The sequence below is a fragment of the Baaleninema sp. genome (genome assembly GCF_049974805.1).
Classification (GTDB): domain Bacteria; phylum Cyanobacteriota; class Cyanobacteriia; order Cyanobacteriales; family Geitlerinemataceae; genus Baaleninema.
Window position 1 is genome coordinate 1 of sequence record NZ_JBNGCO010000022.1, and the last position, 21,396, is coordinate 21,396.

17 protein-coding genes are annotated in these 21,396 nt (G+C 52.1%); 8 read left to right on the plus strand and 9 right to left on the minus strand.

What is annotated here, in order from left to right:
* Positions 1 to 54: 54 nt before the first annotated feature.
* Entirely contained in the window at positions 55 to 1,035 is a 981-nt protein-coding gene (gene dusA, locus ACP5D4_RS06455; protein WP_428010808.1) for a tRNA dihydrouridine(20/20a) synthase DusA, read from the minus strand.
* 113 nt (positions 1,036 to 1,148) lie between these two features.
* Here dusA and gcvT point away from each other — a divergent pair, with 113 nt between their 5' ends.
* From gcvT to ACP5D4_RS06475, 4 genes are all read left to right on the plus strand, one after another.
* A complete protein-coding gene (gene gcvT / locus ACP5D4_RS06460) occupies positions 1,149 to 2,288 on the plus strand; it encodes a glycine cleavage system aminomethyltransferase GcvT (RefSeq protein WP_428010809.1) in 1,140 nt (379 codons plus the stop codon).
* A 12-nt stretch (positions 2,289 to 2,300) separates the two neighbouring features.
* Complete coding sequence (locus ACP5D4_RS06465; RefSeq protein WP_428010810.1) at positions 2,301 to 3,920, plus strand: FAD-dependent oxidoreductase; 1,620 nt, start codon at positions 2,301 to 2,303, stop codon at positions 3,918 to 3,920.
* A gap of 128 nt (positions 3,921 to 4,048) precedes the next feature.
* Complete coding sequence (locus ACP5D4_RS06470) at positions 4,049 to 5,074, plus strand: ABC transporter ATP-binding protein (protein WP_428010811.1); 1,026 nt, start codon at positions 4,049 to 4,051, stop codon at positions 5,072 to 5,074.
* 119 nt (positions 5,075 to 5,193) lie between these two features.
* The gene (locus ACP5D4_RS06475) at positions 5,194 to 5,625 is read left to right on the plus strand and encodes a hypothetical protein (protein ID WP_428010812.1); all 432 of its coding nucleotides are present in this window, start codon (positions 5,194 to 5,196) and stop codon (positions 5,623 to 5,625) included.
* Between the two features lie 642 nt (positions 5,626 to 6,267).
* Here ACP5D4_RS06475 and ACP5D4_RS06480 read toward each other — a convergent pair.
* Positions 6,268 to 7,443, minus strand: coding sequence for an FAD-dependent oxidoreductase (locus ACP5D4_RS06480; RefSeq protein WP_428010813.1), 1,176 nt, complete (start codon positions 7,441 to 7,443; stop codon positions 6,268 to 6,270).
* Between the two features lie 120 nt (positions 7,444 to 7,563).
* Between ACP5D4_RS06480 and ACP5D4_RS06485 the strand changes: the two genes are divergently transcribed.
* Positions 7,564 to 9,045, plus strand: coding sequence for a sensor histidine kinase (locus ACP5D4_RS06485; RefSeq protein ID WP_428010814.1), 1,482 nt, complete (start codon positions 7,564 to 7,566; stop codon positions 9,043 to 9,045).
* Positions 9,046 to 9,185: 140 nt separating this feature from the next.
* On the opposite strand, the gene ACP5D4_RS06490 is transcribed toward ACP5D4_RS06485, so the two are convergent.
* The 6 genes from ACP5D4_RS06490 to ACP5D4_RS06515 form a co-directional block, all read right to left on the minus strand.
* Positions 9,186 to 11,228, minus strand: a complete 2,043-nt coding sequence (locus ACP5D4_RS06490) for a prolyl oligopeptidase family serine peptidase (protein WP_428010815.1) — start codon at positions 11,226 to 11,228, stop codon at positions 9,186 to 9,188.
* A 528-nt stretch (positions 11,229 to 11,756) separates the two neighbouring features.
* Positions 11,757 to 12,617: an ABC transporter permease gene (locus tag ACP5D4_RS06495; RefSeq protein WP_428010816.1), complete on the minus strand. Its 861-nt coding sequence runs from the start codon at positions 12,615 to 12,617 to the stop codon at positions 11,757 to 11,759.
* Between the two features lie 84 nt (positions 12,618 to 12,701).
* On the minus strand, positions 12,702 to 13,103 hold the full coding sequence (gene minE / locus ACP5D4_RS06500; protein ID WP_428010817.1) for a cell division topological specificity factor MinE: 402 nt from the start codon (positions 13,101 to 13,103) through the stop codon (positions 12,702 to 12,704).
* 53 nt (positions 13,104 to 13,156) lie between these two features.
* Positions 13,157 to 13,963, minus strand: coding sequence for a septum site-determining protein MinD (gene minD, locus ACP5D4_RS06505; RefSeq protein ID WP_428010818.1), 807 nt, complete (start codon positions 13,961 to 13,963; stop codon positions 13,157 to 13,159).
* 153 nt (positions 13,964 to 14,116) lie between these two features.
* On the minus strand, positions 14,117 to 14,944 hold the full coding sequence (minC, locus tag ACP5D4_RS06510) for a septum site-determining protein MinC (protein WP_428010819.1): 828 nt from the start codon (positions 14,942 to 14,944) through the stop codon (positions 14,117 to 14,119).
* Between the two features lie 71 nt (positions 14,945 to 15,015).
* A complete protein-coding gene (locus tag ACP5D4_RS06515; RefSeq protein WP_428010820.1) occupies positions 15,016 to 17,064 on the minus strand; it encodes a tetratricopeptide repeat protein in 2,049 nt (682 codons plus the stop codon).
* A gap of 182 nt (positions 17,065 to 17,246) precedes the next feature.
* On the opposite strand from ACP5D4_RS06515, the gene ACP5D4_RS06520 reads away from it, so the two are divergent.
* The 3 genes from ACP5D4_RS06520 (at position 17,247) to ACP5D4_RS06530 (ending at position 20,404) form a co-directional block, all read left to right on the plus strand.
* Positions 17,247 to 19,091, plus strand: a complete 1,845-nt coding sequence (locus ACP5D4_RS06520; protein WP_428010821.1) for a tetratricopeptide repeat protein — start codon at positions 17,247 to 17,249, stop codon at positions 19,089 to 19,091.
* Between the two features lie 44 nt (positions 19,092 to 19,135).
* Positions 19,136 to 19,759 (plus strand): GNAT family N-acetyltransferase, encoded by a 624-nt coding sequence (locus ACP5D4_RS06525; RefSeq protein WP_428010822.1) that lies wholly within the window; start codon positions 19,136 to 19,138, stop codon positions 19,757 to 19,759.
* 84 nt (positions 19,760 to 19,843) lie between these two features.
* Positions 19,844 to 20,404, plus strand: coding sequence for a 2'-5' RNA ligase family protein (locus ACP5D4_RS06530; RefSeq protein WP_428010823.1), 561 nt, complete (start codon positions 19,844 to 19,846; stop codon positions 20,402 to 20,404).
* A gap of 25 nt (positions 20,405 to 20,429) precedes the next feature.
* Here ACP5D4_RS06530 and ACP5D4_RS06535 read toward each other — a convergent pair whose 3' ends face one another.
* Positions 20,430 to 21,341 (minus strand): tRNA (5-methylaminomethyl-2-thiouridine)(34)-methyltransferase MnmD, encoded by a 912-nt coding sequence (locus ACP5D4_RS06535; RefSeq protein WP_428010824.1) that lies wholly within the window; start codon positions 21,339 to 21,341, stop codon positions 20,430 to 20,432.
* Positions 21,342 to 21,396: the final 55 nt, after the last annotated feature.

The following is a 21,396-nucleotide window of genomic DNA, read 5'->3' on the forward strand; positions in this document are numbered from 1 at the left end:
AGCTACCTGAAGCTGGGGGCATGAAGCCCCCGTGCTTCAGCCGGGGGTGCTGACCTAAACTCTCGGAACTCTAGCTAAAGCCATTTCCAACACTTCCGCACCGGCGCCGGGTAAGTGCGCGTGTTCGCTGATGTAGCGTTTCCAGGCTTTCGTTCCCGGTTGTCCGGCGAAAAGCTGTAGCATATGGCGGGTAATGGCGTGTAACTTGTATCCGTGCGCCACCCATCGATCGCAGTAGCCGAGCATTTGTTCGACCACTTGACGGCGCGTCGGAAGCGGTGTAGTTTCACCGTAAATGTCTTGATCGACCGTGGCAAAGAGAAACGGCGTATCGTAGGCGGCGCGTCCTACCATCACAGCATCGACATATTTATATTGTTCTTGGATTCGATCGAGGGTTTTAAACCCGCCGTTAATTTCGATAAACAAATGGGGAAAATCCTGTTTGAGGCGGTAAACATCCTCGTAGCGCAACGGCGGAACCGTGCGGTTTTCCTTGGGCGACAGTCCTTTTAACCAGGCTTTGCGAGCGTGAACCGTAAATCGCTCGCATCCCGCCTCAGATACGATTCTGACGAACTTGACCAAATCCTCGTATCGATCGCGATCGTCGATTCCGATGCGGTGTTTGACCGTTACCGGAATTTTAACCGCTCGTCGCATCGATTCGATAGCCTGCGCCACCAACTCCGGCTCAGCCATCAAACAGGCGCCGAAATTCCCGTTCTGCACGCGATCGCTCGGACAACCGACGTTCAAATTAATCTCGTCGTATCCCATATCTTCCGCGATACGGGCGCACTGTGCCAACTCCGCCGGATTGTCTCCGCCGAGTTGCAACGCCAGAGGTTTTTCTTCAGGGGAAAACCCGAGCAATTTCGCGCGTTTTCCATGTAGAATTGCCCCCGTCGTCAGCATTTCCGTATAAAGTAACGTGCGGCGCGTAATTTGTCGCATGAAATAGCGGAAATGCCGATCGGTACGATCCATCATCGGGGCGATGCTGAGGGGATTACCCCGGTCAGTCGCAAGCATGGCTGACGGACGTTCGGCAAAAGTCGCAGTACTGGGCGTAGTCATATGTACTTAAGTGGCGGTCTTACCATCGCAGCTCCCTCGTTGTATCGTATCTTAGAAAAGCGCTGAGTGTGAAAGCAGGTGTTATCTTCGTGACAGAACCGAACGGCTCCACTGCCCCCCAACCCTCTTCTTTAGCGCGGTCTCCACTTTTTTCCCTCTATGGAGAATCCGGCGCGAAAACCACGGCATTTTCAGGCTGGGAAATGCCTCTGCAATTTCAAGGAATTCGACGAGAACACGAAGCGGTCAGAACGGGGATCGGCGTTTTCGACATTTCCCACATGGGGAAATTTCTCTTGGAAGGCGACAACCTTCTCGAAAAATTACAGCGTCTCGTTCCCTCGGATTTATACCGCTTAGAACCGGGACAAGCCCAATATACGGTATTTCTCAATCCCGACGGCGGAATTATCGACGACCTGATCGTTTACCACCAAGGGGAAAAGCGGGTTTTCCTCATCGTCAACGCCGCCACCCGCGAACGAGACAAATCTTGGATTTTGCAACATCTTGGCAGCCACAAAGTTGACTTACAAGATTTCACGCAATCGCGCGTTCTCCTCGCCGTTCAAGGACCCAAAGCCGAAGCGGTTCTTCAAAACTTCGTCGATACGGATTTATCGGAAATTCCGTTTTTCGGCCACGGCGAACCGATGATTTTTGGGACTTCTGCCTTCGTCGCACGCACGGGGTATACCGGAGAAGACGGGTTCGAGGTGATGCTGGAACCGGAAGCGGGACGGCGGTTGTGGCGAGAACTCCTCAAGGCGGGAGCGACGCCTTGCGGCTTGGGTTCGCGAGATACGCTGCGTCTCGAAGCCTGTCTCTCCCTCTACGGACAAGATATCGATACTCAAACGACACCTTTAGAGGCGGGGTTGAAATGGTTGGTCCATTTCGACAGTAAAGGCGATTTTATCGGTCGTCCCCTCCTCGAACGCCAACGTGAGGAGGGACTGAGGCGGCGACTCGTGGCGCTGAAAATGGAAGGACGACATATCGCTCGTCACGGCTATGCCGTCTATCATAACGGTGAAGAAATCGGGCGCGTCACCAGCGGCGCACCGTCTCCTACGTTAGGCTATCCCATCGCTTTGGCTTACGTGCGTTCGGACTTGGCTAAAGTGGGAAACAGCCTCGAGGTGGAAGTACGCGGTAAGCTGTACCCGGCGCAAGTGGTGAAGAAACCGTTTTATCGCCGACGCTAAGGAGATGGGGAGATGAGAAGAGGGACGGTTTTGGGATTGGGGGCGATCGCTGCTCTGGTGGCGGCTGGGTTTGGGGCGATCGCTCCGGAATCGCCTTCGCCGGATCGATCGCCACTGACTGCGGTGAACTCGCCGTCAGAAGCCGAACCGACGCCTACGCCGACCCCGCCGCAATACCAAACTTACGATGTGGTGGTGTACGGAGACGAGCTTCCTGGGGTCTGTGCGGCGATTTGGGCAAAGAAAACCCTCGGCGAGGGGTCGAAGGTGGTTTTGGTGCGTTCTCAGCCCAGTGAGGCTATGCTGGGAGGGGTTTTAACGCGGGGTGGACTGGCGTATTTGGACTTTGATAAAACGCCCCGTTGGTACGCTCAGCCTTACAGTCAGTGTTTTTTGGAGTTTTTGGATAAAGCAGAGGTGGCGGCCTCTTGTTTGGACGCGGAACGGGGCGATCGAGCGATGCGGGAAATGCTGGCGGAGGCGGGGGTGAGTTTGCTCTCCAACGCGCCGCTGGAGCCGGTTTTAGCGGGCGATCGAATCGACTACGCCCAGGTGACGGGATATAACAAACGGCTGCGGGCGGATTCCTTTATCGACGCTACGCAAAACGCCGAATTCGCGATCGCGGCGGGAATGCCCTACGATCGCGGTTACGAATCCCAAAGTCCGGAACTGCAACAATCGACTCTCGCCACCTCGATCGTTCCGATTGTCGAGGGGTTGAGTATCGAAGAATTGAGAACCCTGGAAGCGGGAATTCACAGCGATGGTTCTCGCCTCGATGCGATCGTCGAGAGTATCTACGCCGAAGAAGATCCCATTACAGCGGGATTTTGGTTAGCAGGCTTCGAGCGACCGCTTTATCAAGCCTATGTAGACGGATATTACTTTAAAAGTATTGCCATCGGCGCAGCGTACCACCTCGATCGCGGTCAGCGGTTTTCTCTCGAGGGCTTTTTCTGGGACAAAGCCAACGTCTGCGAGTTAGGTGCAGAACGGATTTCGTGGAATGGCTTTTTGTTTAAATACACCACCGACGAAGTGCGATCGATCGAAGCCAACGGCTTTCAACCGACGCCGGAAATGCTCGAGGAAATGCAGCACGTGGAATCCTGGCTGCAAGCCTACGCCGGAGACGACAGCCTAACGCTGACGTTCCCCCCAGAAGTCTACGTCCGCCACAGCATCAGCGTTCGCGATGTCGTCGATCCCCTCTCGGGACAAGAAATTATCAAAGGGGGGACGTTACCAGAAAATTCGATCGGCACCTTTTCCTACGACTTCGACTTCCGAGGCGGCGTAGACGGCTTGTCGATTCCCATTCCGCCGCTGCCGCAGTACAATTTCGGCATCGAACATGGTTTGGCGAAGAACATCGAAAATTTAGCCGTCACCGGACGTTCTGCGGGGTACGAAGGAATCGCCGTTTCCGTCGGACGCATCAACACCGCCAACGTCTACCACGGACAGGGTGTCGGCGTCGCCGCCGCCTTAGCCAAAGAAGGCGATGTTCCCCTCAATTCCATCACCTCCGCCCAAGTTCGTCAGGAATTAGAAGGTCTCACGGGGCGAGTTACGGAACTACGAGGCATCGACATCCGCGACGGCATCGACTACAGCAAAATTCGATAAATTAAGAAGAAGTCGTAGGGTGCGTGACCTAAAGACCCGAGATTTCTCGCGCCCAACCGGCCAACTCGTCACGCACCTTTGGAGCGTGAACAGCGAACTATTAAAACTAAACACCGAACAGTTAAACTATGGCTCCTGCGGTTCTCATCGAAAATCTGAAGAAATCCTACGGCGATATCGAAGCGGTGAAGGATGTTTCGTTTGACATCGAACCCGGCGAAATTTTCGGGTTACTCGGACCCAACGGTGCCGGGAAAACCACCACGATTCGCTGTTTGTGTACTCTGACGAATCCCGATTCCGGGCGCATCGAAGTTTCGGGAATTTCCGTGTTGGAAAAGCCGAGAGTCGCCCGTCGTTTGTTGGGGTATATCGCCCAAGAAGTCGCCCTGGATAAGGTGTTGACGGGGCGAGAACTGCTGCAACTGCAAGCGGCGTTGTACCATCTGCCGAAGCAGGAGATTCCCCAACGGATCGATCGGGCGATCGATCTTCTCGGATTGGGGGAATACGCCGATCGCAAAACGGGAACCTATTCCGGCGGACTTCGCAAACGCTTAGATTTAGCCTCGGGACTCCTTCACGATCCCGATGTGTTGGTTCTCGACGAACCGACGGTAGGCTTGGACATCGAAAGCCGGGTGACGGTGTGGAACTTCCTGCGACAACTGCGGGAACAGGGAACCACGGTGTTGATTACCAGCCATTATCTCGAAGAGGTGGACGCCCTGGCCGATCGCGTGGCGATTATCGATCGCGGCGTTGTCATCGATACGGGTACGCCGTCGCAGTTAAAAGATAAAGTGGGGGGCGATCGTATCACCCTCCGCATTCGCGAATTTGCCCCCCTCGAGGAAGCGCAAAAAGCCAAAGACATCCTCGAAAAACTGCCCTTCGTCCGCGAAGCCATTATCAACGACGCCCAAGGAAACGCCCTCAACCTGGTGGTAACGCCCCAAAGCGACGCTCTGATGGGAGTTCAGCAGGCGTTGAAAGACGTGGGACTTCCGACGTTTGGCATCGCCCAATCTCGCCCCAGTCTCGATGACGTTTATTTAGCGGCGACGGGGCGCACTTTGATGGATGCGGAACTCGAAGCCGCCGGATCTCGGGATCTTAAGAAAGAGAAAAAACAGGAAATGGCGGGAAAATAACCTCCCAGCCATGCGATCGCCGACCTGTTCTCGATTTTTGAGCTGTCGAGAGCGGGTTTTCGCCTGAAATTGGAATGTTAGGCTAGAAGTAAGGCTTTCTTACTTTTGGAGTCACGGTCATGAGTGGCGATCGATCTCGATTTCCGATTTTCCCGACGTTAGCAGGAACGGGGACAGCCCTCGCCCTTCTGTTCAGTAGTGGCGTCGCCATCGCCGGAGTTTCCCCCAATGTTTCGACAGAAACTCGCCTCGCCCAATGGAACCTTTGTAGCGATTACGGTTTGCGGGCGACGCGGGGGTTTGAAACCAACAACTTTTTCGTTTTTATCTGTTCGGCATCGGATGGTTTATATTACTTCAGTCGCGATAAAAACGACTACGGCGGTATGAGCGATAACGGCTTAGATTGGGTTCCAGCGGTATCGGGACGCGGCACTTATTCGGCGAATAGCGGTGCGTATGCTTACGTTATCGATTCCTACAACGGCACGTTTACCATTTACGAAGGAAACCGCGTGATTCAACAGGATAGCATCGTCGATAGTTGGTAAAAACCTGGAAAAAATTTCTGACTCAATCGTCATCTTTCAACCCGGTATTTTGGAAGTGCCGGGTTTTTTAGATGTGATTTGGGAAATCTTCCAATTATATGGTTAGTTTCGGATTGTTTTTATCATTGGGCGAAAAGATTAATTGACTTTTTCGTACTTTTATTGTATTTCCTTCCACTCAAGATCGAACGAAGATCGGATTGTCTCTAGATCTGTCTCTAGATCCCCGGCATCTTGGAGATGCCGGGGATCTCGCACAGCCCTGGATCGATCGGGGATTTGGCCACGAATCATTTCCTATGGCTATATAAGCTTCATTTTTTATAAACGAGCTGCCTCGTAAAATCAGTGAATCTCCCTTCGTTTCTCATTGAACAGGGTCTTCGGAGATTAGGGTGTAATTTGTAAATTTGAATACAAAATTTGGGTAGGGAGACATAAAATCTGCTTATCACCTCAAACTCCGAACACCCATTCAATATTAGTAAAATCTATTGATTCCAACGCAATAAAAACGAGCCTAAGCCTTGCGAGTGTCGGGCTTTGTTCCACACACTTAATTTTTATCCGACCAATATTGAAGGTTTTAAAACTACAAAAAACATCTAAACTGGACGTTTTCACACCTCGCAACCCCAAGATTTATTCCCCCGACAAACCCTCAAACTGCGTCATAAACCGTCGATCGATCCAATCTTTCCACCACCACAACAGCCGCCAAGGTCCCAATCCCCAACTTCCCCGAGAAGCGATCGCCCGTCCGTCTCCCGTTCCAATCAACGCCAAAATCTGCTTTTGCGGAACGTAAGGACGCAGGGATTCCCCATTCCCCAACCGCCGCAAGTTCTCAAACAGCGGTTGTCCCTGACGAACCGCAAACACCCCCGCTTTCGGACGCGGATAGTGTTTCATCGTGGCGATGTCTCCAGCGGCGAAAATCTGGGGATGAGACAGGGATTGTAAGGTGTCGCCAACGAGAACGAAACCCGCCTCGTCTGTAGCTAAACCGGACGCTGCTAACCAGGATGGGGCGGAGGCTTGCGTGACCCAAAACAGGCGATCGCACCTTTGCTGTAACCCCGACTCGCACACTACCTCAACCCCCGGTTTCACCGCCACCACGCTTTCGTTGAGATGCAGGCGAACCCCGTAACGGACGAGGAGTCGTTGCAGTCGGCGGCGGACAACTGGGGCATGTCCCGACATCAACTCCGAACCCCGATGAAACAGGTGTAATTGCAGTTGTTGAGAAATGGTATCGGAAGACTGTCCCGCTTGTTGTAACATCCGATGCAACCGCGATCGCACGTTTAACGCCAGTTCGACGCCCCCCGCCCCACCGCCGACAATTCCCAAACTCAGCGGTTGTTGCGGGTTCGCCTTCACTGTTTCTAGCAGGCGATACCAATGTTGCAAAAAGTGGGAAACCGGTTTGGCGGGGATGGCGTGTTCCATCGCCCCCGGAACGCGGACGGTGGCGGGGGTACTCCCGATGTCGAGAGAAAGATTATCGAAGGGGATCGATCGACCTTCATCGCACTGTAAAATATTCTCTTGTAAATCGACCCCGCTGGCTCGTCCTCGAACAAACCTCGCCCCAGCGAATTCCGCTAGAGGTTTCAAATCGATATGACAGTCCTCGAAGTCGTAAAATCCCGCCACGTGACCCGGTAACATCCCCGAATAGGGCGTTTGTTCCACGTCCGAAACCAGGGTCAAACGCAGATGGGGAGAAGGATGCAAGCCAAACTGTCGCAAGACGATGGCGTGGGCGTGACCCCCACCGACGAGAACCACCTCTCGAATAGCATCCGACATGACCGATACATCCCCCTTTGTCTGTGACTTCGATCGTATCTTAAGAATTCTTTTCAGCCTATACTCAAACCCTGAGATCGTCTCAGAACGAGACTCACGCTGCAACCTCAGCCACTGGAAATGTCAGATCGCGATGTCGCCCCCCTCGATACCCTGCAATTAGACGACGGGACGTTTAACCCTACGTTTTTATCGCCTTCGGTGTTAACCGATGCGATCGCCGCGACAGCATCTGTCACAGGAGAAGCTTACTACAACGCCTTTACCCGCTATCTCACCCTCTCCCTCGATATCGAATGTGCCATCATCGGCGAAGTGGTTCGGTGGAACGGGACGCAACCGCAAGGGGTTCGATCGCTGTGTTTTTGCGAAAACGGGAACTTCAGCGATTCGATCGAATACGACGTTCTTTGTCTCAACGACAACCCGCCCCGCCTCAGTTCCGCCGCCATCCCCGACGACGAGTCCGTTTACTGCATTCCCAACGACCCCCAAACCCGATATACCTCAAAAGGCGATCCTCGCGACCCCGATTGTTACCTGGGCTTAGCCCTCCGCGATCCCAAAACTCGCCGCTTCGTCAGTCACATCTGCATTTTCAGCGATAGCCCCCTTCCTCCCACCAAACGCCAAAACGCCGAAACCCTGATTCGCCTGTTTGCAGCCCGGACGATCGCCGAAATCAAACGCCAACACGCCGAAACCCGCGAACGGGAAAAAATTCGACAACTCGAACAAACCCTCAACGCCCTGCAAAAAACCCAATCCCAACTCGTCCAAACTGAGAAAATCTCCAGCTTAGGACAACTCGTCGCCGGCGTCGCCCACGAAATCAACAACCCACTTGGCTGTCTTTCGGGAAACCTCAACCACGTTGAAGAATACGTCCGCGACCTCCGCGAACACTTGGAACTCTATCATCAATACGTTCCCAACCCCGCCCCAGAAATCCAAGAACACGCCGAAGACATCGACCTAGAATTTCTCATCGAAGACTTACCGCCGATGTTGGGGTCGATGAAAGTCAGCGTCGATCGCATTCAAGAAATCGTCACCTCGCTACGTCAGTTTTCCCGATTGGACGCCGACAAAACCCTCTTCGACGTTCGAGAAGGACTCGACAGTACCCTCGTGGTTCTCAAACATCGCCTCAAAGCCAACGACAGTCGCCCCGAAATTCAAGTGGTTCGCGAATACGGCGATTTACCCCTCGTTCCCTGTCGTCCCGGTCAGTTGAACCAGGTGTTTATGAACCTGTTGTCTAACGCCATCGACGCCTTAGAAGAATCCAACCAGGGACGCAGTTTCAGCCAGATTCAAGACAATCCCAATCTCATTCGCATTCGGACCGAACGCATTACCGACGAACGGGGCGATCGCGTGGCGATTTGCATTGCAGATAACGGCCGTGGAATTCCCGAAGACGTCAAACCCCATCTCTTCGAGACGTTCTTCACCACTAAACCGACGGGAAAAGGGACAGGTTTAGGCTTGTCCCTTAGTTATCAAGTCATTACTGAAAACCACGGTGGAAGCCTCTCCTTTGAATCCACCTTCAACAGCGGAACGGAATTTATTATCGAACTCCCCATTGAGGGATGATGAGGTGAGGGGATGATGGGATGAGGGGATGATGAGGTGAGGGGATGATGGGATGATGAGTGAAAAAGATCCCCGGAATCTCCAAGATTCCGGGGATCTGGTCTCATCCGGGGACTTCGCGAAACCCTCGTTTCATCCCATCAAGCCATTTCCAAAACCTGAGTCAAAAACGCCCACTTGTCCGCCACTTCCTCAATCCGTTTCGCCGTGGGTTTCCCAGCCCCGTGACCGGCTTTCGTTTCAATGCGAATCAAAATCGGGTTTTCCCCCGCGTCCGCCGCTTGTAACGTCGCCGCAAACTTGAAACTGTGGGCGGGAACCACGCGATCGTCGTGGTCTGCGGTAATTAACAACGTCGCCGGATACGCCGTTCCCGATTTGACATTGTGCAACGGCGAATAAGCGTACAACGCCTTAAACTCCTCCGGGTCGTCTGGCGAACCGAAATCGGAACACCAAGCCCAACCGATCGTAAACTTGTGGAAACGCAACATATCCAACACTCCCACCTCGGGAATCGCCGCCGCAAACAAATCGGGACGTTGCGTCATACAAGCCCCCACCAGCAAGCCGCCGTTACTTCCGCCGCCGATGGCGAGTTTCGCTGAAGCGGTATATCGCTGTTCGATTAACCACTCCGCTGCTGCGATAAAGTCATCGAAAACGTTTTGTTTGTTCAGTTTGGTTCCCGCTTGATGCCAAGTTTCGCCGTATTCGCCGCCGCCTCGCAGGTTGGGAATCGCCAAGACGCCGCCGAGTTCCATCCACACTAGCAATCCGACGGAAAACATCGGCGTTAGGGAAATGTTGAAGCCGCCGTAACCGTAGAGATAGGTGGGGTTGTTTCCGTTTCGATCGATCCCTTTTTTGTGAACGATAAACATCGGAACCCGCGTTCCGTCTTGACTGTGGTAGAAAACCTGCTGGGTTTCGTAATCGTCGGGGTTGAAATCCACCGTCGGTTGGCGGAAAACGGTACTTTCCCCCGTCGTCATGTCGTAGCGGTAAATCGTCGTCGGCGTGGTAAATCCGGTAAAGCTGTAAAAGGTTTCTGTGTCTTCGGGTTTTCCACCAAATCCCCCCACGGAACCGATTTCGGGAAGTTCGACTTCTCGAATCAAGACACCTTCGAGGTTGAAAATCTGAATTTGACTGCAAGCGTCTTTGAGATATTCCACCACGAACTGACGGTTGAGAACCGAGACGAATTCTAGGGTGTTTTCCCCTTCCGGAAGGATTTCCCGCTGTTGTTTCGTCACCGTGTCGATGCTGATGAGACGGTAGCGGGAGGCGTCGCGATCGGTTCGGAACCAGAAAATATGACCGTCGTTTCCGACAAAATCGTATTGTGCCTCGAATTCGGGAATCAGTTCTTCGATCGAGGATTCGGGATCTTGTAAATCTCGGTAGAAAATCAGGTTTTTCGGTTCGGTTCCCCGCCAAACGGAGATAATTAAATAGCGTCCGCAGTCGGTGACGAAGCCGCTAAAGCCCCATTCTTTTCGATCGGGTCGATCGTACACCAGCAAATCTTCTGATTGCGGCGTTCCGATGCGGTGGTAGTAGAGTTTTTGATAGTAATTAACGTCTTCGTACTGGCTTTCTTCATTGGGGGCGTCGTAACCACTATAGAAAAAGCCGTGGCTGTCGTGGGTCCAAGACGCGCCAGAAAACTTACTCCACTTCACCAAATCTGGTAAATCTTTGCCCGTTTCCACATCGCGAACGTGCCATTCTTGCCAGTCGGAACCGGAGGAAGAGAGGGCGTAAGCGAGTAATTTTCCATCTTCACTGACGGCGTAGTTGTTGAGGGCAACGGTTCCGTCTTCGGAGAGGGTATTGGGGTCGAGAAGAACGCGAGGTTCGCCGTCGAGGTCGTCGAGAACGTAGAGAACGCTTTGGTTTTGCAAGCCGTCGTTTTTAAAGTAAAAATAGCGTCGATCGCGTTTAAACGGCGTGCCGTATTTTTCGTAATTCCAAAGTTGCGTGACGCGCTCTTTGATTTTTGAACGGCTTTTGATGTTTTCGAGGAATTTAAAGGTCAGTTGGTTTTGCGCGTCGATCCACGCCCGAGAATCGTCGGAATCGGGGTCTTCTAGCCAGCGGTAGGGGTCGCTAATGGCTGTACCGTGATAGGTATCGACTTGTTCGATGGTTTTCGTTTGCGGATATTCAAATGGCATAAGATTCAAAAGGAGTTTCGGCTTGTTTCTACTATAGCAATTATATTTTAAAAGTGTATTTAATAAATCTATTTTATGAATCTATTTTAGACAATAAAAAAACAATTTATAGCGAGTTATTTAAAAGTCAAAAATACTCAGGTTGTATCGTTTTTTTACGGGTCTCCGCCGTTTGCGGGGGAAAATGTATAGCAAAATACAAATACCTGGAGAATCGAGAGCCAAAACCCCTGAAATCTCGTGAAGTCAGTTTTTCTGTCACCCTAAACGGCGAAGAGCCTTTTTTACTGTCATATTTACTCGAGATTCGGGGGAATTTTCAAAATCTAAATTCAGCGAACGAGTGGCTGTTGGGTTCCACTCCGTTTCATCCAACCTACGCGAAGGTTATTTTTTTTAAGGTAAGGTGAGGTACACCCCAAAACTGTCTGTGTACGCTGTTTCTATGTGGTGAATTATCCAACCCATCGAGTTTTAATAAATCTCGTAGTAGCCGCATTTTATACAACACGGCTACTTAATTACTGACTAATCTTGTTGCGTTGAAAATTGATAGGCTCCGATAAAGGATAAGACGATCGCCACTACCAACAACACCGGAAGACTAAACCAGGTAAAATTAGAAAACGAGTCGTAAGCCGCAGAGCGCAATCCAACGCTGGTATAAGTCAACGGTAAACAAAACACCACCACTTTTAAAGCTGTGGGAAGCGTCGCGGGGTCGAAAAATGTCGCCCCTAAAAACGACATGGGAACGATGAGAAAGTTGTTGAGCAAACCGACGCTTTCAATGGATTTTACGTTTAAGCCAACGATAACGCCTAAGCCGGAAAATACGGCGCAGTTTAACACTAACACCAGTAAAAATAGAGGATTGAAGAAACTCCAAATCACGGGAAATCCGCCGCCCGAAAAACCGAGAAACAGCACAGAAACCACCATCACGGAAACCGAAGTCATCAACCCTCGGACGATTCCAGCCATCATTTTACCCAGGTGCAACGCCAGGGGATGAACCGGGAGCAGCAGGATTTCTTCAAAGGTTTTACTATAAAGGCGTTCGCCGCAAATAGAGAAGGTGGTACCGCCGAAGCTAATAGCCATGGACGATAACGCCACCATCCCCGGTAAAATAAACTGTAGGTAACTGCTGTAATCGCCACCGATGGCAGTGCCGGGACGAATGGAACTCCCCAATCCCAAGCCGAAAGCGACGATGTAAATCAGCGGCGAGATGAGTCCGGAGGCGGCGACTTGAGCGACGCGAACTCGTAAATCGAGCCAGTCTCCCCACAATACTGTTAGGCTGTCTTCCCAGAGGGTACTGAGGGAGTCGTCGGTTAACCACTGATGGAGATAATTGAGTTTGAAAGACTGTTGGAGGTTCACGGGTTTGTTGTTTGAGTGCGATCGATCTTGCTTAACAGTATTTAATATACGCAAAATTCGATCGCCCTTCGACCCATACTCCGTTCAATCTTGAGTTTTCTCCGTCTCCTCCTCCGCTTCTTCCGCTGTCGCCTCTTCCACTTCAGCGGGTTCGCTGGGACTGGCTAACTCGATTTCTAAGGAAACCTTTTCCGTCTCTTCGGTTTCAGAGGAGGCTTCGTCGGAGGCGGGTTTCACCCGACGGATGGGAAGGTTCGCCGTGAGGGAAGTCATGCGTTTGTCGCTTTGGAGAGCGAAGTTCAACCCTTCTGTGTCGAGTTCGACGTAGCGAGATACCACGTCGAGGATTTCTTTCTGCATCGCCTCGACTGTTGTGGCGTTTAAATCAACGCGATCGTGGGCGATCACGAGTTTGAGCCGTTGTTTGACGTCGTTACGACTGTTTTTTTTGTTCGATCGCGGCCACAATCGGGCGAGCCATTCCATTAACATCAGCCAGTGGTTTGAGTAAAGATTACATTCAAGCTACAGAATTGAAGCTACAGAATCCGAGACGTGAGAAGTTTTCGCAGACGGGACAAAAAGCCTTCTGGCGGCGTTGTCAGTTCCAGAAAATCCACCGTTTCGCCTTCCAAACGGCGGGCGACATTATCGAAGGCTTGTCCGGCGAGAGAGGGGTCTTCGGACAACACCAAGGGTTCGCCTCGGTTAGTAGACACGATAACCCGTTCGTCGTCGGGGATAATTCCCAACAACTCCACCGCCAACAATTCCTGTACGTCTTCGACGGACATCATGTCGTTGGCTTCCACCATCTCCGGACGGATGCGGTTGACGATGAGGCGAATTTTGCGAATTCCGTTGGCTTCGAGTAAGCCAACAACTCGGTCGGCGTCGCGAACGGCGGCGATTTCCGGTGTCGTCACTACTACGGCTTCTCGAGCGGCGGATACGGCGTTTTGAAATCCCTGTTCGATTCCCGCTGGGGAATCGACGATGACGTAATCGAACTTTTTCGCTAACCCCATGACTAATTGTTTCATTTGTGTGGGGCTAACGGCGTCTTTCATGCGGTTTTGAGCCGCTGGAAGTAGGGCGAGTTGGCTGTGGCGTTTGTCTCTGACTAAGGCTTGGTCGAGCCGACATTCTCCAGCAATGGCTTCGACGGCGGTATAGACGACGCGGTTTTCTAATCCTAACAACAGGTCGAGGTTCCGAAGCCCGAAATCGGCATCGACTAAAACGACTTTGCGGTTTCGTTTCGCCAGTGCCATGCCAAGGTTCGCGGTGGTTGTGGTTTTTCCCACCCCGCCTTTGCCAGAGGTGATGACAATTATGCGACTCATTACGTGGTAACGATAAAAACTATACGGTCAGGAAAGAGGGGTGGCCTCTGGGTCGATCGCGTCAACTGGCGTACAGGTCTCAATGTACCATTGGTTAGGCTGACATCGAGGGGTGACGCCAGGGTGCGAGGGTCGATCGAGGGTGCGATCGCGTCAATTGCTTTTGGAAATGGTAGAAGTCGGACGAACGAAATCCGTTGTTCGACTAATACGAATTCCCTGGGGCGTGACGTAAGCCACTTCAGGATAATATTGACTGGGTTTGTCGGATGGCGCACGGGCGACTGAATCGGCGATGCGAATCTGTGTCGGCTCCATTTGTAAGGCCATAATCAAGGCTTGGCGGTTTCCGGCGGCGCCGGCGTGAGCGACTCCGCGCAACCGACCCCAGATTAGGATATCGCCTTCTGCTATTACCTCGGCGCCGGGATTGACATCGCCGACGAGTACGACGTTTCCGGGGTGGCGGATTTCGGTGCCCGATCGCAGGGTGGTTTGGAGATATAGGGGTTCGGCGAGAGCGGTTGCGGTGGGTTCGTCGTCTTGTTGGAGTAAGTCTTGGGGCAGGGGTTGTTCGACGGAATAGCCGGCGGTGGCGGCGGCGACGGCGGTTTGACGCCGACGGGTGAAGATGCGATCGAGCTTGAGTTGTGCCTCGCTGAGAGCGTCGTCGAGTTCTTGGAGTTGGCGACTGTCGAGGAGTCGATCGCCAGCCATGACGCGAACGCGGGTGTTGGGTTGCCAGGATCGATCGCTGGCTTGCAGGCGATGTTTGAGTTGCTGCCACAATTCCAGCCAAGTCAATTCTCCGGCGGCGTCGCTGTCGCTTTGAGGCGGAAGCTGAACGATGAGGTGGCCGCCGTCGCTTTTGAGGCGGATGTGGCGGTGCAGGTTGAGTCCTCCGGAGGGGGTGGGTTCGGAAGTCTCTGTCAGTTCGGATACAACGTCGCGTTCGGTGGGAGTTGGAGAATCGGAAACCATATAAGGTTCTGTTAAGTGCTTGGGTTGAGCTATAACGGGATACGGCAGATACTTGGATTTCGGATTTTATTTTAGCGCGGGCGGCGGGACGCAAGGGATCGATCGACTCCCACTTTTTTTAAAATGGCTTCTAAGGCTTCGAGATTCACCACAATATCTTGACAGTGAGAACCGAAATATTGCGGCGGACGTTCCCCTCGTGAAAGGTGGTAGGTAGCGGGATCGTCCGCTAGGAGATAGGCGTAATCGAGTCCCACGCGATCGGCGATCGCCCAATAGTAATCGACGACGTAATCGGGGGCGAAAATTTCGACGACTGGCGTATCGGGAGCGCAATAGACTAAGTTTGTGTTTCCGGCGCCGTGAGGCGCGACGACGGCTTCAGCTGTCGCCAAAGTTTGGACTTGTTCTCGAACGGAAAGTTGTTCTAAAGAAACGGGTTTAAAGCCGTATTCTCCAACAAATCGAATGACTTCTTCTTCGTTGAGAACGCGGCGATATTTGGTATTTTGACGGCGTAGGTAAATGCGTTGAGTCGGTTGGGGATGAGGGTTCGGGAGAAACATCTCTCGTAAGAACTCGCAGATCCATTTTGTTGGGGTACTCGTTACGTCTCCTATTAAGGTGGGAACGAGCAGTTCGTCTGCTGTAAAGTTTAAGCCGTTGGCGTCGCGAATTTTGCTGATATCGATGTTTAAGGCTTCGAGGCTTTGTCGTTGAAAGGGAAATTGAATCGGGTTGACGACGATCGCATTGAGGGAATTCCAGTCGAATCCCGCTTTTCTGAGCAAGTGGAGCCTGGGTAAAATGTCAAACGTCCAGTGATAGTAATTTTCGCCAAGTCGCAACGGAATAAATGCCACTCGTCCGTTTATGTGTTGATTGGGAGTTTGATTTTCTAGGCGCAAAATATCTCGAGCTGAGGAAACGTCAGATACCAGTTGTTTGTCTGATGTTGAAATGCTGGTGTCGAAGTGGTATAAGGCTTGCCCGTTGGGAATTTTTAAGACGAAGTTTTCGGGGAGATATCGCTTTTGCGATCGAAAGGTGGGGTGAAGGGTTCGATCGACCGTTTTGGGTGGCGACATTTGAAAGACTTCCGGTTCGTAAATGGAATAGCGATCGAAGGATTTTGCGGACAGCTTCGACGATTCCCAACGAGTGGCGTTAAAATGCTCGATTTTCGATTCGATTTGGGGCGGAAGTTTTCCTTGAAGGCACAGTTGAGCCGCTTGTTTTTGTCCTTTTTGCTGAAAAATTCGGGCGATCGCTTGATATATTTTGTAATTATCTTGACAAAAGCCTAGGTATTTTATATAATAATTTAATGCGGATTCTAAGTTACCAAGTCTTAATTCTACAACCCCACATCTTTCGTGAATTTCTATTCGACTGGGATAAAGAATTAGTGCTTTTTTATAGCTTTCTAAGGCTTGTATATTTTGCCCGGATTGAGACAGGACGTTTCCCAAGCTGAAATGCGTCCAACTTGAATCGGGGTCGATTTTCAACGATTGACGATAGGATTCGATCGATTTCTCTAAATCCCCCAACTTTCGATAAGCAATCCCAAGATTGGTATAGCTATTTGCATTGGGGGCGAGTTCTAAACTCGACTGACAACAACGAACGGCTTTTGAAAACTGGCTGGTTTCTAAATAGTGCTTTCCGAGAAGTTGGTAGATACCAGTATTGACGCGATCGCGATCGACTTTTTTGAGTAAATCTTGGTATTCTAGGGATTTATCGTAATTTTTTAAGCCAAAATACGAAGACGAAAGGTTTGCAATGGCCATCCAAGACTTGGGTTGAAATTGCAAACACTTAAAATAAAATGGTATAGCGTCGCGGTATCGTTCTTGCTTTTGATATAAAAACCCAATGCGAAAAAAAGTATTCGCGGTATTTGTTCCCAAGCGGACTGCGATTTGATAAGCCGTCATTGCCGCTGATTTATTCTGTAGCTTCTCCAACAAGCCGCCGAGCTTTTCGTAAAGACTGTAAGCTTCAGGATTTTCTTGAATTTCACGCTTTAACCGAGAAACTTCAGCCTGTAAATCTTGCGATTTTCGTAAAAAATTACCAGAGGTATCGCTCTGACGAACTGCCGAAAAGTCCATGAATTAAATCGGATAAAATAAAGGATAAAAAAAAGAGGTTAAAACGGCGATCGATCTTTTTGCGATCGCTTTCGATGGTATCAGAGTTAACGCCCGATCGATCGCCCCGTTTTCAGAATTGCTGACTCTCGCTCGAAGCGCCTATAATAACACCATCCAACGAGGTTTACCGCACCATCGATATGACGAACCCATCCGGATTCGACCTTCAGGCGAACGCGTCATCGTCGCAACCGGACACCGACTCGACTCCCGAGACGGTGACGGGTTCCACTACCGAAGCGTCTTCCCCTCCCCCACCCCAACCGCAAGGGACTCCCCCTCAACCGCCCCTGGGACAGCGCGTCAAACAGTGGATGGCGGGGATGTCCTCTCGTCTGTTGGGAATCTCCCCAGAATATAAAAAAGGAAATCGCTGGTACCAATCCCGCCAGTACGAAAACGCTGTGGTTTGCTACGATCGCGCCCTCCAACTCAACCCGCGATTTCGTCCGGCGTGGTTGCGGCGGGGTCAGGCGTTGGCGAAACTCAACCGCGACAGCGAAGCCCTCGCCGCTTACGATCGCGCCCTCCAACTCAACGCCAACGACGTTTGGGGATGGTTGCTGCGGGGACGCCTGTTATATCAAATGCAGCGGTACGAAGAATCGATCGCCTCCCTCGATCGCGCCACCCAAATCCAGGCCAACCGCTACGAACCCTGGTATTACCAAGCCCAAGGCTTCGCGGAACTGCGGCGATATAACGACGCCATCGACGCTTATCGCCAAACCCTGCGCCTGAAACCCAACCTTCTCCCCGCGTGGAGTCACCTCGGGGATTTACTCGTGGAAATTCGCCAGTTTTCCGAGGCGGCGATCGCCTATCGCCACGCCACGCAACTGTCCCCCCAGGATTGGCTGCTGTGGCTGAAATTAGCTCAGTGCGAGGAATTCTTGCAACAATACGATAACGCCCTCGCCGCCCTCGATCGCGTCTTACAACTGCAACCGGAACGGGTGGATTTGTGGCTGACGCGGGGACGCCTCCTCGAATCTCTTCAACGCTACACGGAAGCGATCGCCACTTACGATCGCGCCATCGGACAGCAACCCAACGCTGTAGAACCCTGGATTCTCAAAGGGATGGCCATGCGCCACCAATGGGGAGAAGCGGCGGTGGCTTGTTTCGATCGCGCCTTGGAACTTCAGCCGAACTCCGCCCAAGCCTGGTACGGTAAAGGCATCGCCCTCTACGAAAGTCAAAAATATTCCGAAGCCCTCGACGCCTTCGACAAATCCACTCATCTCAACCCGGATTTCGCCCCCAGTTGGCTGGGACGGGGAAAAGTCCTCTATCTCCTCAACCGCGATCGAGACGCCATTATCGCCTTTGACAACGCCATTCAAATTCAAGCCGATTACGCCGAAGCCTGGTACTATCGCGGCGAAGTCTTAGCTAACTTGCAACGGTACGATAAGGCCATCGCCGCTTACGATAAAGTGGTACAGGTGGCCTTACCTGTGGATATGTGGTCCTATCGGGCGCTGCTGGAACGCGGCCACTGTCTCGAACAACTCAAACGCTACGACGAGGCCATCGCCACCTACAACCAAGCCCAAGAACTCCAACCGACTCAAATTTCCGTTCGCCTCAAACAGGGAAGCCTCCTCGAACGCTTAGAACGTTACGAAGACGCCCTCAACACTTACGATTTGGCGTTGACGCTATGGCCCGATCGCCTTCCGCTGTGGCTGAAACGCAGTGAGGTTTTATTGAAACTGATGCGCTACCCGGAAGCCCTCGCCACCATCGATCGCGCCATTCAGCTACAACCGGGGAATTACGACGCCTGGGTACGACGCTGCGACATCCTCGAACAACTCCACCGCCCCATCGAAGCCATTCGATCTTACGGAATCGCCGAAAAACTCAGCCCCAACGCCGCCGATATCCAACAGCGACGAGAGGCGATGGTACAGAGTTTGCAAAAACCAGACAATCGAGACGACAATCGGAAGAATGGGGAAAATCCCCAAGAGTCCTAGGTTTCGGGTGTACGATACGAAAATCGTTTGAGTGGAAGTTTCCCGTGATTCGATTTTTCCAAACCGACGACGTTGGCGGCGACGACTGCGCCAGGGCGCTTGACATCTACGAAGCGGCGTTTCCAGCCAGGGAACGAGTCAGCCGCGCAAAAGTTATCGATCGCATCACCCGAGGCGTTTACGAACTCTGGATTGGAAAAGACGGCGAAACCGTCGTCTTCATGACAATTCTCTACAGCCTTCAGGATAGCGATCTCGTTCTCCTCGGTTATATCGCCACCGACGCCGCTTATCGCAATCGCGGAATCGGTTCGGCGTTTTTAAAAGATTTGTTGAAACACCTCAAACCGCGCGATCGCTATCTTCTCATCGAAGCCGAACGTCCCAACGACGAAGATAAATTTTCCACCCGACGACTGGACTTTTACCGCCGTCTCGGGGCGAAATTCCTCGAAAACGTGCGGTATATCCTTCCACCGTTAGCCGGAGATCTCCCCACAGAAATGCTGTTGGCGATCGCGCCGGGATACCGCAGCCCAACCCTTTCCGGCGAACGAGTGCGCCATCTGTTAACGCAACTCTACATCGAAGCCTACGAACGTTCCCCTGACGATCCTTTGTTACAACTGTGTTTGTCCTCCGTTCCCGACACCGTGCGTCTTCTCTAGTCGATTTTGTCGAATCGGCTTCGTTTCTAGTTCGTTTCTAGAGAGAATCGAGAGTACAGTGGAATTTGGGTCGATCGAAGTACCATGTTGTCTCACAAAACCTACTCCGTCGAACTCTATTTCGACGAAAACTCCTCCAACCGAATTCGCCAGCTTTGGGAAAAGGTGCGATCGATCGCCTCGGGAAGCCCCGCGCGATTTCACTCTCGTCCCCACATCAGTCTCGCCGTTCTCGCAGACGGGAACGCCAGCGAACTCGCCACCCTCGTCTCAACGATTTCCCGACAGGAATCCAGCTTGGAATTACAATTTTCCTCCGTCGGCGTATTTCCCACCGACGAAGGGATTATCTTCCTCGCCCCCGTCGTCACCCAATCGCTCTTACAATTACACCAGCAATTTCACCAACAGTTGAAAGCGATCGACGCTGTATCGATCGAATACTACCAACCCCATCGCTGGGTTCCCCACTGCACCATCGCACAACACCTCAAACCGGACGAAATCGCCAAAGCACTCGAAATCGTGCGATCGAGCGATTTGTTCGACAACGTAACCCTATGCGAAATCGGACTCGTCGAAGCCTTCCCCGTCCAAACCGTCTGTTCGATCCCCCTAGATCGGGATGATGGGATGATGGGATGATGGGATGGGGAGAAGTTGTCAATTATCAACTATTTGAAGATTTCCAGCGTTTTTTCCACTGCGTTGTCGGTTCGCGATCGCTGGTTTCCTGTTCCCCATGACGGCGGTTTCGGATGGTTTCGGGAACGTCTGACAACGTAGGATCGCGATAGGGAACAGCGGCGCGAGTTTGTAAGTGTTCCCACTCCCGTTGCGACAGTGGCGGAAGCTTGCGATCGCTCCAACTGGCGACCGTTCCCGGCGTTTTTCGTCCCATAGGCGACGTCGAACCGATTTTCAACCCCGCTTCCAATAACGCCGATCGCACCGACGCCGCACAGGAATAAGTGGCTAAATACCCCGTTGGTTTCAGACAGTCGGCGACATAGCGCAAAAACTCCACCGTCCACAACTGCGGACAATTCGGCGGCGAAAAGGGATCGAGAAAAATCGCATCGGCGCCAAATCCCGACTCGCGCACCTTTAAAATCGTATCTCGCGCGTCTCCCAACCAGAGTTTCCCGCGAAAATAAGTGTCTTCAAACTCCTGATGTCGGGCGATTTCCGCCAAACGCCATTGTACGTCGTTCGACCAATCGTCGAGAAGGTGATGCGTAATGGCGGCGGATGCTACCGTTGCGTCGGATTCTAAACCCATCCAAACCACCTGACAATAGGGATTTTCCCGCCAAATCGTTTCGAGTGCGGCGGCGGTATTATAACCCAATCCGTAGCAAATATCCAGAAGATGGATAACCGGTTTTCTCGCTTGTTCGTGTAGAAAGGTCGATCGAACGAATTTCGACTCGGCTTCTTGTTTGGCGCCGTGATGCGAGTGAAAAAATTCGCCAAATTCCTCAGAGTAAAAGGTACGAGATCCGTCAGCCGTAGGCTGGGGCGCAAACGGTCGTATTATCGGAACGCGGTCAATTCCCGGTCGATCGATCGAATCGGACATTTTGAGTAATTAAAACGCTTTTGAAATCGCTACACAAACCGTATCTTATTTTTCG

Excerpts from the sequence above, each read along its gene's own strand:
- minD (WP_428010818.1), bottom strand. The coding sequence starts at position 13,963 with ATGAGTCGCATAATTGTCATCACCTCTGGCAAAGGCGGGGTGGGAAAA.
- ACP5D4_RS06515 (WP_428010820.1), bottom strand. The coding sequence starts at position 17,064 with ATGGACTTTTCGGCAGTTCGTCAGAGCGATACCTCTGGTAATTTTTTA.
- ACP5D4_RS06490 (WP_428010815.1), bottom strand. The coding sequence starts at position 11,228 with ATGCCATTTGAATATCCGCAAACGAAAACCATCGAACAAGTCGATACC.
- minE (WP_428010817.1), bottom strand. The coding sequence starts at position 13,103 with ATGGAATGGCTCGCCCGATTGTGGCCGCGATCGAACAAAAAAAACAGT.
- dusA (WP_428010808.1), bottom strand. The coding sequence starts at position 1,035 with ATGCTTGCGACTGACCGGGGTAATCCCCTCAGCATCGCCCCGATGATG.
- ACP5D4_RS06485 (WP_428010814.1), top strand. The coding sequence starts at position 7,564 with ATGTCAGATCGCGATGTCGCCCCCCTCGATACCCTGCAATTAGACGAC.
- ACP5D4_RS06475 (WP_428010812.1), top strand. The coding sequence starts at position 5,194 with ATGAGTGGCGATCGATCTCGATTTCCGATTTTCCCGACGTTAGCAGGA.
- minC (WP_428010819.1), bottom strand. The coding sequence starts at position 14,944 with ATGGTTTCCGATTCTCCAACTCCCACCGAACGCGACGTTGTATCCGAA.
- ACP5D4_RS06470 (WP_428010811.1), top strand. The coding sequence starts at position 4,049 with ATGGCTCCTGCGGTTCTCATCGAAAATCTGAAGAAATCCTACGGCGAT.
- ACP5D4_RS06520 (WP_428010821.1), top strand. The coding sequence starts at position 17,247 with ATGACGAACCCATCCGGATTCGACCTTCAGGCGAACGCGTCATCGTCG.
- ACP5D4_RS06465 (WP_428010810.1), top strand. The coding sequence starts at position 2,301 with ATGAGAAGAGGGACGGTTTTGGGATTGGGGGCGATCGCTGCTCTGGTG.
- ACP5D4_RS06480 (WP_428010813.1), bottom strand. The coding sequence starts at position 7,443 with ATGTCGGATGCTATTCGAGAGGTGGTTCTCGTCGGTGGGGGTCACGCC.
- ACP5D4_RS06530 (WP_428010823.1), top strand. The coding sequence starts at position 19,844 with ATGTTGTCTCACAAAACCTACTCCGTCGAACTCTATTTCGACGAAAAC.
- ACP5D4_RS06535 (WP_428010824.1), bottom strand. The coding sequence starts at position 21,341 with ATGTCCGATTCGATCGATCGACCGGGAATTGACCGCGTTCCGATAATA.